Source organism: Streptomyces sp. WG5, assembly GCF_049974565.1.
In the GTDB taxonomy this organism is placed as follows: Bacteria; Actinomycetota; Actinomycetes; order Streptomycetales; family Streptomycetaceae; genus Streptomyces.
In genome coordinates, this window is the sequence record NZ_JBNGGC010000066.1 from 1 (window position 1) to 13,286 (window position 13,286).

The 13,286-nt window shown below is 75.5% G+C and carries 2 protein-coding genes; both read right to left on the reverse strand.

Features of this window, described 5'->3' with window-relative positions:
* The coding region (locus tag ACP4IX_RS35510; protein WP_426558705.1) for a type I polyketide synthase at positions 1-1,766 on the reverse strand (1,766 nt) is incomplete at its 3' end.
* Between the two features lie 16 nt (positions 1,767-1,782).
* Positions 1,783-13,286, reverse strand: an 11,504-nt coding sequence (locus ACP4IX_RS35515; RefSeq protein ID WP_426558707.1) for an SDR family NAD(P)-dependent oxidoreductase, incomplete at its 5' end; no start/stop codon positions are given.

A 13,286-nucleotide genomic window follows, 5' to 3' on the forward strand; every position in this document is an offset into this window, starting at 1 on the left:
TCCGAACCAGCCAACAACTCCGCAGCCATCCCCACCCACTGCGACCCCTGACCCGGAAACACCAGCACCGAACGACCCGACGACACGCCCTCGCCACGCACCAGGTTCGGCACCGACCGGCCCTCGGCCAGCGCCTTCACGCCGTCGAGCAGCTGGTCCCGATCGGTTCCCACGACCACGGCCCGCCGCTCGAAGGCGGTACGCGTCAGGGCGAGGGCGCGGCCGGTGTCGGCGGCACGCAGGGGTCCGGGGCCGGCGCGCAGGTGTGCCAGCAGCCGGGCCGCCTGGTCGCACAGCGCCTCGTCGGTACGCGCCGACAGCACCCAGGGCAGCGGGTACGCGTCGCCGTCGGCAGCGGGTTCGGCCACCGGTTCGGCGTCCTCCGCCGGGGCCTGCTCCAGGATCAGATGGACGTTGGTGCCGCTGACGCCGAAGGCGGACACCCCGGCCCGGCGCGGGCGTCCCGTGTCGTCCCAGGCGCGGGCCTCGGAGAGGATCTCCACGGCTCCCGAGGACCAGTCCACCATGGGCGTCGGCCGGTCCGCGTGCAGGGTCCTGGGGAGTTCGCCGTGCTCGATCGCCAGCACCATCTTGATGACGCCGCCCACTCCGGCCGCCGCCGAGGTGTGGCCGAGGTTGGACTTCAACGAGCCCAGCCACAAAGGCCGGTCGGCGGGCCGGCCCTGGCCGTAGGTGGCCAGCAGGGCCTGGGCCTCGATGGGGTCGCCGAGGGTGGTGCCGGTGCCGTGCGCCTCCACCACGTCCACCTCGGACGCCGTCAGCCCCGCGTCCGCCAACGCCGCACGGATCACCCGCTGCTGCGACGGGCCGCTCGGCGCCGTCAGGCCGTTGCTCGCACCGTCCTGGTTCGTGGCCGAACCGCGGATGACGGCCAGCACCTGGTGCCCGTTGCGCCGGGCGTCCGACAGCCGCTCCAGCAGCAGGACACCGACGCCCTCGGACCAGCCGGTTCCGTCCGCGTCGGCCCCGAACGCCTTGCAGCGGCCGTCGGCCGACAACGCGCGCTGGCGGCTGAACGCCACGAACGCGTCGGGGGTCGCCATCACCGACACCCCGCCGGCCAGGGCCAGCGTGCAGTCGCCCGCCCGCAGGGCCCTGATCGCCAGGTGCAGGGCGACGAGGGAGGAGGAGCAGGCCGTGTCCACGGTCACCGCGGGTCCTTCCAGGCCCAGGGCGTAGGCGATCCGGCCGGAGATCACGCTGCTCGCGGTCCCGGTGTCCAGCAGGCCCTGGACATCGGGGAGGTGGCGCGAGCCCGCGCCGTAGCCGTTGCCGATCGCCCCGAGAAAGACACCCGTGCCGGTGCGCCGCAACGTACGGGGGTCGATCGCGGCCCGCTCGACCGCCTCCCAGGCGGTCTCCAGTGCCAGCCGCTGCTGGGGGTCGGTCGCCAGGGCCTCGCGCGGCGAGATACCGAAGAACTCCGCGTCGAAGTCGGCCGCGTCGTGGAGGAAGCCGCCGTGCCGGGTGTAGGAGGTACCGGGCCGCTCGGGGTCGGGGTCGTAGAGGCCCTCCAGGTCCCAGCCGCGGTTGACCGGCCATGCGGATATCGCGTCGGCGCCCCGGGAGACCAGGTCCCACAGGAGTTCGGGCGTGTGGGCGCCGCCGGGATAGCGGCAGGCCATGGAGACGATGGCGATCGGTTCGTGGCGGGCCTGCTCGGCCTCGCGCAGCTGCCTCCGGGCGTCACCGAGGTCCGCGGTGGCGCGCCTGAGGTAGTCGAGCAGCTTCTTGTCGTCGGACATCAGTGCCAGCTCTCTCTCAGGCGTTGCCGAAGTCGTTGTCGAGCAGGGCGAACAGCTCGTCCGCTGTCGCCGTTTCCGTCACCGCGGCGGTGTCGTCCGTCGGTCCGGGCGGTGGTGCCTCGCCGCCCGGTGCGCCGGTGCGCCGGCCCCAGCCGCGCAGCAGTTCGTCCAGCCGTTCGCCGACCGCGTCGGTGTCGGCCGCTCCGGGCGGGACGGCCGCGAGGAGCGCGGACAGCCGGTCCAGCTCGGCCAGCAGCGGCGAGGGCGGCCCGGGTGCGGCGGACAGTTCCGTGTCCAGGTAGCCGGCGAGCGCCTCGGGCGTCGGGTGGTCGAAGACGACCGTCGGCGGGACGGTCAGCCCGGTGGCCTCGCACAGCGCGTTCCTGAACCGCACCGCGAGCATCGAGTCGAAGCCGACCTCGGAGAAGGAGCGTTCCGGGCGCACCGGACCGGCTCCGGGATGGCCGAGGACCGCGGCCGCGTGCCGGATGACCAGGTCGAGTACCGCTTGACGGCGTGCCTGCCGGTCCAGCGGGGCCAGCCGGGCGGCCAGGCGTACGGCGGGGGTGCCGTCACCGTCGTCCGCGGCCTCCGCCGTGTCCTGGGCCGGCACCGGCACTCCGGTGGTCGCTGCGGCCGTCCGGCCCGGTGTGGGCAGCCAGTACCGGTCGCGCTCGAAGGGGTACGTCGGCAGCGGGAGGGGGGACGGGCCGCCCGGCCCCGAGGTCCCCGTCCAGGGCGACCAGTCCACCGGGCCGCCGCCGGCCGCCCATGCCTCGGTCAGTGAGGCCAGCAGCCGGTCCCGGCCGCCGTCGCCGCGCCGCAGCGTGCCGACCGCCGACACCTCCCGCCCGGCCTCCGCGGCCACCGCCTCGATCCCGGCGAGCAGCACCGGGTGCGGGCTGACCTCGACGAACAGGGTGTGACCCGCGTCCACCAGGGTGCGGGTGGCGCCGGCGAAGTCGACCGGCTCGCGCAGGTTGCGGTACCAGTAGGCGGCGTCGAGCGATTCCCCGGCGACGGGTTCGCCGGTCACCGTCGAGTGGAGCGGGACGGCCGAGGCGCGGGGGCGTATCCCGGTGAGGGCTTCGCGCAGTTCGTCCTCGATCTCGGCGACCTGGGCCGAGTGGGCCGCGTAGTCCACCGGGATCGCCTTGGCCCGTACGCCTTCGCGGTCGCAGGCCGCGAGCAGGGCGGCCAGCTCCTGGGGCTCCCCGGCGACGACTACGGCGCCGGGTCCGTTCACCGCGGCCACGCACACGCGCCCGCCGGCGGGCAGCAGACTCGTGGTCCGCTCGGCGGAGGCGGCGACCGACACCATGCCGCCGCGTCCCGCCAGCCTCAGCAGCGCCCGGCTGCGCAGCGCCACCACGAGGGCCGCGTCGTCGAGCGACAGCGCTCCGGCGACGCAGGCGGCGGCGATCTCGCCCTGGCTGTGTCCGACGACCGCGTCCGGGGTGACCCCGGTGTCGCGCCAGTGCGCGGCCAGCGCGACCATCACGGCGAAGAGCGCCGGCTGGACGACGTCCACGCGGTCGAGCGCCGGTGCGCCGGGCGCGCCGCGCAGCACCTCGGTCAGGGACCAGTCGATGTGGGGGGCGAGCGCCCGTTCGCAGGCGGCGATGGCGGTGGCGAACGCCTCGGAGGTGTCGAGCGCGGCCACGGCCATGCCGGCCCACTGCGAGCCCTGGCCGGGGAAGACGAAGACCGTGCGGCCGCCGCGCGCCCGGTCCCGTACGGCGTCGGGCGCGGGTTCTCCCGCCGCGAGGGCGTCCAGCCAGCCGAGGAGCGCGTCGCGGTCGCGGCCGGTGGCGGCGGCGCGGAAGGGCAGGGCGGGGCGGGTGGTGGCGAGTGCGCGGGCCGGTCCGGCGATGCCCCCGTCGGGGTCGGTCCGCAGGTGCTCGCCCAGTCGGCGCGCCTGTCGGCGCAGGGCCGCGGGGGTCATGGCGGAGAGCAGCCACGGAACCGTGGTCCCGGTGTCCTCGGACGGTTCACCGCCCGTGCCGTGGGGCGGCGGGGGGCCGGCGGCGGGTGCTTCCTCCAGGACGGCGTGGGCGTTGGTGCCGCTCATGCCGAACGCGGAGACTCCGGCCCGGCGCGGCCGGTCCCCGTCCGGGGCGTCCCAGGGACGGGCGTCGGCGAGCAGCCGTACGGCGCCGGCCGACCAGTCCACCCGGCTGGACGCCTCCTGTGCGTGCAGGGTGCCGGGGAGCACGGCGTGCCGCAGGGCGAGGACCGTCTTGATGACCCCGGCGACCCCGGCGGCGGCCTGGGTGTGCCCGATGTTCGACTTCAGCGACCCCAGCCACAGCGGGCGGTCGGCCGGCCGGTCCTGGCCGTACGTGGCCAGCAGGGCCTGGGCCTCGATGGGGTCGCCGAGCACGGTGCCGGTGCCGTGCGCCTCGACCAGGTCGATGTCGGCGCCGGACAGCCCCGCCGTGGCCAGCGCGGCCTTGATCACCCGCTGCTGTGCGGGGCCGCTCGGGGCGGTGAGACCGTTGCTGGCACCGTCCTGGTTGACCGCGGTGCCCCGTACCAGGGCGAGGACCGGGTGCCCGAGGCGGCGCGCGTCGGAGAGGCGTTCCACGAGCAGGACGCCCACCCCTTCGCCCCAGCCCGTACCGTTCGCCCCTTCGGCGAAGGAGCGGCAGCGGCCGTCGGGCGACAGGCCCTGCTGCCGGCTGAACTCGACGAAGACGTCCGGGCTCGCCATCACCGCGGCGCCGCCGACCAGGGCGAACGAGCAGTCACCGGCGCGCAGTGCCTGGCCGGCCAGGTGCAGGGCCACCAGCGAGGAGGAGCAGGCGGTTTCCACGGTCACGGCGGGCCCGCAGAGTCCGAGGGTGTAGGCGACGCGGCCGGAGGCGACGCTGGTGACCGTGCCGCTGAGGAGGTGCCCCTCGACCTCGTCGGACGGGTTCTGCGGGCCGGTGCCGTAGCCCTGGGCGGCGACACCGACGTAGACGCCGCCCTCGCTGCCGCGTACCGACGCGGGATCGAGTCCCGCCCGCTCCAGCGCCTCCCAGCTGGTCTCGAGCAGCAGCCGCTGCTGCGGGTCCATGGCCAGTGCTTCACGGGGGGAGATGCCGAAGAACTCCGCGTCGAACTCGGCCGCCCCGTCAAGGAATCCGCCGCCGGTGGTGTAGAAGGTGCCCGGGTGCAGGGGGTCCGGGTCGTAGAGGGTCTCCAGCGACCAGCCGCGGTCGGCGGGCAGCGCGGTGACCGCGTCCACTCCGTCGGCCACCAGGCGCCACAGGTCATCGGGCGAGCGGACGCCGCCCGGGAAACGGCAGGCCATCGAGACGATCGCCAGGGGCTCGTCGGGCGGCGCGGGCCGGGCCGCGCCACCGGCGGCGGCCTCGGAGTCCGCCGCGGCCGTGCCGGTCGTACTGGTCGTACCGGTAGTGCCGTCGGCGTCCGGTTCCGTGCCGCTGAGCCCGGCGAAGAGGTGCGCGGCGAGGGCGGCTGCCGTCGGGTGGTCGAAGACGGAGGTGAGCGCGAGCGGCAGGGCGGTGGCCGCGACCAGCCGGTTGCGGAGTTCGACGGCGGTGAGCGAGTCGAAGCCGGCCTCACGGAACGGGCGGTCGGCCGCGAAGCCTGTGGCCGACTCGTGGCCCAGCACGGCGGCGGCTTCGCTCCGGACCAGTTCCGTCAGCAGTTTGCGGCCCTCGGGCTCGGACAGCCGGTGCAGCCGGTGCCGCCACGGCGGTTCGCCGCCCGTACGGGGCCCGGACCCGGCGAAGGTGTCCGCCGGCCGGGGCTCCGGGGCGGCAGGCAGGCCGCGCAGCAGCGCGCTGTCCCGCACCGAACCGAAGGTGGGCGCGAAGCGGCTCCAGTCCAGCTCGGCGACGACCGGTTCGCCCTCGTCCAGGGCGAGCGCCAGGCCGAGCGCGGCGAGCGCCGCCTCGGGAGCCATCGGCACCAGCCCGTGGCGGCGCAGGCCGTCGCCCACGGCGCCCGCGGCCATGCCCGCGCCGGCCCAGGGGCCCCAGGCCACCGAGGTCGCCGTCAGGCCCCGGCCGCGCCTCGCCGCGGCGAGGCCGTCCAGGTAGGCGTTGGCCGCCGCGTACGCGCCCTGGCCGCCGCTGCCCCAGGTGCCCGAGATCGAGGAGAACAGCACGAAGGCGTCCAGGGGGCGGTCGTCGAACAGGGCGTCGAGGTGGGCCGCGCCGCGCGTCTTGGCCGCCGTCCGCCGGGCCAGTTCCTCCGGCGTGCAGTCCATCAGCGCGGTGTCCGAGGTGAGTCCCGCGGTGTGCACCACGGCCCGTACGGTGTCGCCCGCGTCGCGCAACTGCTCCAGGACCCGTTCCAGCGCGGAGCGGTCGGCGACGTCGCAGGCCAGTAGGGTGCTCCGGGCGCCGTGCGCCGCCAGGGCGCCGATCAGCTCGTCGGCTCCGGGGGCCTCGGGGCCCCGCCTGCTGAGGAGGACGAGGTGTTCCGCCCCCCGCTCCGCGAGCCAGCGCGCCACCTGGGCGCCGAGGCCGCCGGTGCCGCCGGTGACGAGGACCGTGCCGCGCGTCGTCCACGGTGCGGGCGCGGGTGTCGCGGGCTCCGGCGCGGGGACGAGCCGACGGCCCAGCGGTACCGGCGCGCGTACCGCCACCTGGTCCTCGCCGTCCGTTCCGGCCAGCACCGCGCAGAGCCTGTCCAGCGCGGGCCCGTCCAGCGGGTCCGGGAGGTCCACCAGGCCGCCCCAGCGCAGCGGGTGCTCCAGTGCCGCCACCCGGCCCAGGCCCCACACCTGGGCCTGCTCGGGACGGACCTCCTCCGTGCCGTCGGCCGCCACCGCGCCGCGGGTGGCGCACCACAGGGGTGCGTCGATGTCGCTGTCGCCCAGCGCCTGGAGCAGCAGCAGGGTCCCGGTCAGGCAGGCGTCGGGCGTCCGCGGATCCAGGTGGGGTCCCTCGGCCAGGGCGAGCAGGGACAGGACGCCCTCCAGTGCGCCGGACTCCGCCAGCAGCGAGGCCAGTTCACCGCGGTCGACGGCGGCTCCGACCCGGAGCACGACGACGTCGGCGCCATGTCCGGCGAGGGCCTGTTCGCAGGCGGGAGCGGTGTCCTCGGCGCCGGGCCCGTCCGGGGTGACGAGCAGCCAGCGACCGGAGAGGCGGGGCTCGGCGGGTACGGTGAGCGGCTCCCACGCGATGCGGTAGCGGGGAGGGGCGGCGGGAACCGCGGTGCCCCGGCGGCGCCAGGCGGCGGGGGCCGGGTCCGGGGCGGCTTCCGGCCAGAAGCGCCTGCGCTGGAAGGCGTAGGTGGGCAGGTCGACCCACCGCACGTCGGTGCCGCTCCAGCCCGCCGACCAGTCCACCGGTACGCCGCGCAGGTGCAGCGAGGCGAGTGCGGTGCGGACCGCGTCCGGCTCGTCACGGCCGTCGCGCAGCAGCGGCACCGTCCCGGTTTCGCCGAGGCCGGGGGCAGGGGCGGTGTCGGACAGGCAGGCGTGGAGCATGCCCGACAGGACGCCGCCCGGTCCGAGTTCGAGGTACGTCGTCGCGCCCTCGGCCCGCAGCCGGCGGGCCCCTTCCAGGAAGCGCACGGTGTCCCGGACGTGGCGTACCCAGTGGTCGGGGGAGCGGAGCTCCGCGGCCGTGGCCGTACGCCCGGTCAGGTTGGAGACGATCGCGATGCGGGGCGCGTGGTACGTCAGCGACTCGGCCACGTCCCGGAACGCGTCGAGCATGCCGTCCGTCCGGGCGGAGTGGAACGCGTGGCTCACGCTCAGGCGCCGGGTCCGCCGTCCTCGGGAGCGGAACACCCCGGCCAGGCGCTGTACCGCGTCCGCGTCGCCGGACAGGACCACCGAGGTGGGCCCGTTGACGGCGGCGACGTCCACCGCGTCCGCTTCCCGCTCCGGGTCGGGGTGCCCGGCACGGTCGTCCAGCAGGACCTGGCGCACTTCCTCCTCGGTGGCCTCCACCGCCACCATCGCCCCGCCGTCGGGCAGTTCGTCCATCAACCGCCCCCGGGCCGCTACCAGCGCGCAGGCGTCGGGCAGGTCCAGCACGCCCGCCGCGTGGGCGGCGGCGAGTTCACCGATGGAGTGCCCCATCAGCAGGTCGGGCCGCACACCCCAGTGCCGTACGAGCCGGAACAGCGCCGTCTCCAGGGCGAACAACGCGGGCTGGGTGTACCGGGTGCGGTCCAGCAGGTCCGCACCGGGGGTTTCGGGCCCGGCGAACAGGATGTCGCGCAGGCGGAGGTCGAGGTGCGGGTCCAGGCCGGTCAGCACCTCGTCGAGGGCGTCGGCGAACACCGGGGCGTCGCGGTAGAGCTCCGCACCCGCTCCGGGCCGCTGGCTGCCCTGTCCCGGGAAGAGGAAGGCGGTCCGGCCGGAGCGTACGGCGCCGCCGGTGAGCAGTCGGCCCGCTGACGTGCCGCGCGCGAGCGCGGTGAGCGAGCGCCGGACGGACGCCCGGTCCCGCCCCAGGACAGCAGCCCGGTGTTCGAGCGGGGCTCGTCCCGTGGCGAGCGAGTAGGCGACGTCCGCCAGGCCGAGGTCCGGGTCGGCGTCGAGCCGGCTCACCAGCCGGCCGGCCTGTGCCCGCAGGGCCTCGGGGGTCCTGGCCGAGAGCAGCAGCGGCACGGGCGGGCCGGTACGGCGGGGGGTGGGGGTGGGAGGGGCGGTGACGGCGGTGTCCGAGGGGGGCAGGTCCGGGGCATCGGTCCGGGGCGGGGTGTCGGTCCGGTCCGGAGCGTCCGCCGGGTCCGGGGCGGGCACGACCGCGAGGGCAGGCGCCTGCTCGATGATCACGTGCGCGTTGGTGCCGCTGATACCGAACGACGACACGCCCGCCCGACGCGGGCTCCCGGTCTCCGGCCACGGGGTGTGCCCGGTGAGCAGGCGGATGCCGCCGCCGGACCAGTCGACGTGCGGGTTCGGCGTCCCGGCGTGAAGGGTTCCCGGCAGTTCGCCGTGGCCGATGGCCAGCACCATCTTCATCACCCCGGCCACCCCGGCCGCCGCCTGGGTGTGCCCGATGTTCGACTTCACCGAGCCGAGCCACAACGGACGGTCCGCCGGGCGCGCCGGTCCGTGGACGGCCTGGAGCGCCTGCGCTTCGATGGGATCGCCCAGCCTCGTACCGGTGCCGTGGGCCTCGACCGCGTCGATCTGGTCGGCTCGCAGCGCGGCGTCGGCCAGGGCGGCGCGGATGACCTGCTGCTGGGACGGGCCGTTGGGGGCGGTGAGCCCGTTGCTGGCGCCGTCCTGGTTCACGGCGGTGCCGCTGATCAGGGCGAGTACGGGGTGGCCGTGGCGCAGGGCATCGCTGTGGCGCTCCAGCAGCAGCACTCCGGCGCCCTCGCCCCAGCCCGTGCCGTCCGCCTCCGCCGAGAAGGCCTTGCACCGTCCGTCGGCGGCGAGCCCGCGCTGACGGCTGAACTCCACGAAGAGCCGCGGGGTGCTCATCACCGTCACCCCGCCCGCGAGGGCCTGCTCGCAATCGCCGCGCCGCAGTGCCTGCACGGCCAGGTGCAGCGCCACCAGCGACGAGGAGCACGCGGTGTCGACGGTGAGCGAGGGCCCCCGGAGGCCGAGGACGTAGGACAGCCGCCCTGACAGCACGCTGGCGGTGTTCCCGGTCAGCAGATGGCCCTCGGACACTCCCTCGGCACCCTCCAGCAACGTGGAGTAGTCCTGGCCGTTGGTGCCGATGTAGACGCCGACCTGCCGGTCCTTCAGGGCGGTCGGGTCCTGCCCGGCGCCCTCGACCGCCTCCCAGGCGGTTTCCAGGAGCAGTCGCTGCTGCGGGTCCATGGCCAACGCCTCGCGCGGCGAGATGCCGAAGAACTCCGCGTCGAACTCGGGGGCGTCGTGCAGAAAGCCACCCTGCCTGCTGTACGTGGTGCCGGCGCGGTCGGGGTCCGGGTCGTACAGCCCCTCGGTGTCCCAGCCCCGGTTCGACGGCCAGTCGCCGACGGCGTCGACGCCCTTCGAGACCAGGTCCCAGAAGTCCTCCGGCCGCGCGACCCCGCCGGGGAAGCGGCAGCCCATGCCGACGATCGCGATCGGCTCGCCGCTGCCGGACTCCGCCGCACGGCCCGCCTCCGCGCCGACGGAGCGGGCGGACCCGGCGGTGCCGCTCGCCGCGTCCGGCAGGTCCAGGTCCAGGTCCGCGAGCAGCCGGCCGGCCAGTGCCGACGGCGTGGGATGGTCGAACAGGACGGCGGCGGGCAGGGCCAGTCCGGTGACGGCGGCGAGCCGGTTGCGCAGCTCGACCGCCGTCAGCGAGTCGAAGCCGAGCGCGGAGAACGCCTTTCCGGGCTGGACCGTGTCGGCGTCGGGGTGGCGCAGGACCGTCGCCGCGTGGGTGCGTACCAGTTCGGTGAGGGCCCTGACCCGGTCCTCGTGGCGCGGCAGTACGGCGATCTGCTGCCGCAGGGCGTCGACGGAGCCGCCACCCTCCGGGGCCGCCGACGGCGTGGTGGTGTCGAGGACGGGCCTCGCGGCAGCCGGGTCGGGTATCCCGTCGAGCAGGGCGGCGGACCGCAGGCCCATGCCCATGGTGAAGCGCCGCCAGTCGACATCGGCGACCACGACCAGCGCGTCGTCCTCCGCGAGTGCCCGGCCGATCGCGGTGACGGCCGTTTCGGGCTCCATCACCGGCATGCCGAAGTCCCGCAGCCGCGCGGCGACGTCGTCCGCCAGCATGCCCGGCCCGGCCCAGGCTCCCCAGGCCACGGACGTGCCGGGCAGCCCGGCCGCCCGGCGGGCGGCGACCAGCGCGTCGACGGCGGCGTTGGCGGCGGCGTAGTTGCCCTGCCCGGCGTTGCCCACGACGCCCATCACCGACGAGAACACCACGAAGGCCGACAGGTCGAGACCCGCGGTGGCCTCGTGCAGGGTGACCGCGGTGGTCAGCTTGGCGCGCAGAACGACGGCGAGCCGCGCGGGGTCCAGCGCGTCGAGCACACCGTCGTCGAGGACGCCCGCCGCGTGGATGACGGCGGACAGCGGGTATCGCGCCGGGATGCCGGCGACCAGCGCCGCCAGTGCGACCGGGTCGGCGATGTCGCAGGCCGCGAAGGCCACTTCGGCACCCAGCGCCGTCAGTTCCGCCCGCAGCGCGTCCGCGCCGGGTGCGTCGGCACCGCGACGGCTGACCAGCAGCAGCCGCTCCGCGCCCTGGCCCGCGAGCCAGCGCGCCGTGTGCGAGCCGACACCACCGGTGCCACCGGTGACGAGGACCGTGCCCTTCCATCGCGGGCGCGTACGTGCCCGGACGGCCGCGCCGTCCGGGCCCCTCTCACGGACCGTCGGCGGCACGGACGGCGGGGCGGGCCGGAGGCGGCGTCCGTGGACCCCGGTGGAGCGCACCGCCACCTGTTCCTCGTCGGCCACGGCTCCCGCGAGCACCGCGCACAAACGGCGGGCGGCCCGTGCGTCCAGCACCTCGGGCAGGTCGATCAGACCGCCCCGGCGGTGCGGGTGCTCCAGTGCCAGCGTCCGGCCCAGGGCGGCGGACGCGGCCTGTCCGACGTGTCCGGGCCGCTCCGCGCCGCCGAGGACCGCGGTTCCCTTCGTCAGCGTCCAGAGGCGGGCGTCCATGCCCGCGTCCTCCAGCGCCTGGGCCAGCGCGAGGGTCAGCGCCGGGCCGCCGGGCAGGTCGGGGTGGTCGGGATGGGGGCGCTCCTCCCAGGACAGCAGGGACAGCACGCCGGCGATCGGCTGCTCCCCGGCGGTCTTCGTGAGCAGAGCGGCCAGCTGTTCGCGGGTCGCGCCCGGATCGGTGACGAGGCACGGGAGGAGGTCGGCCCCGGCCTCGCCGAGGGCATCCAGGACGGCCGCCGCGTCGTCGCCCTCGGGACGCAGGGCAAGCCAGCGGCCGGCGAGGCCGTCCGCCGGCGCGACCGACAGAGGTACCCAGGCGACGTGGTAGCGCCAGGATTCCGCCCGTCGCTCACGGCTTCTGGCGGAGCGCCAGGCCGCCAGGGCGGGCAGGACTTCGTCCAGGGCCGCACGGCCGACCCCGAGAGTTTCGGCGAGCTGGTCGGGGTCCTGTGATTCCAGATCGTCCCAGCGGTCCTCGGCGGGGGCGGCCGGGACGGCGGCGGGGGCCGTCAGCCAGTAACGCCGTCGCTGGAAGGCGTACGTCGGCAGGTCCACCCGCCGCCCCTGCGGGTACACCCCCGACCAGTCCACTTCCAGGCCGCGTTCCCACGCACGGCCCACCGCGCGCAGCACCTGCTCCGGCCCGCCCTCGTCACGCCGCAACGTCCCCAGCACCGCGGCCTCCACCCCCGCGGCCTCCACCGACTCCCCCACCGCGACGCCCAGCACCGGATGCGGGCCGGCCTCGATGAAGAACCGGAAACCATCGGCCAGCAGCGTTCCCGTCGCCTGCTCGAACTCGACGGTCTCCCGCAGGTTGCGGTACCAGTAGTCGGCGTCCAGGGCCTTCGTGTCCAGCAGGCCACCGGTCACGCTCGAATAGAACGGCACCGAGCCCGAACGCGGGGTGATGTCCTTCAGGTCCGCGAGCAACCCCTCACGGATCTCCTCCACATGCGAGGAATGCGACGCGTAATCCACCTCGACACGACGCACCCGAACACCCTCACCGACGAGCTCCTCGAGGAACCCGGCAACCGCGTCCGCGTCACCCGAAACCACCGTCGACGACGGCCCGTTCACCGCCGCCACCGACAGACGGCCACCCCACCCGGCAAGACGCTCACGCACCACCTCACACGGCAACGGCACCGACGCCATACCACCCCGCCCCGCCAACACCCCCACCGCACGGCTGCGCAAGGCCACCACCCGCGCCCCGTCCTCCAGACTCAGACCCCCCGCCACACACGCCGCGGCAACCTCACCCTGCGAATGACCCACCACCCCATCCGGAACCACACCGAACGACCGCCACACCTCCGCCAACGACACCATCACCGCCCACAACACCGGCTGCACCACATCAACCCGCCCCAGCAACCGCTCCGAACCCAACGCCTCCCCCAACGACCAGTCCACGTAAGGAGACAGAGCCCGCCCACACTCCGCCATCCGCCCCGCGAACACCTCCGAACCAGCCAACAACTCCGCAGCCATCCCCACCCACTGCGACCCCTGACCCGGAAACACCAGCACCGAACGACCCGACGACACGCCCTCGCCACGCACCAGGCCCGGCACCGACCGGCCCTCAGCCAGCGCCTTCACCCCACCGAGCAACTCACTCCGGTCCCCGCCCACCACCACCGCACGGTGCTCGAACGACGCACGCCCCACCGCCAGCGAGTAGCCCACATCCGCCGCGTCGAGCCCAGGCTCCGCCGCCACCCTCGCCGCCAACGCTCCCGCCTGCGCCCGCAGAGCCTCCACACTGCGCGCCGACACCGGCCAGACCACCGCCCCAGGACGCCGGGCACCCTCCACCGCCCCGACCGGGGCCTCGGTCGGCGCAGACTCCAGGATCACGTGGGCGTTGGTCCCGCTGATACCGAAGGAGGACACACCCGCACGGCGCGGACGACCCGTGTCGTCCCACGTACGGGCCTCCGTCAACAGCCGCCCGG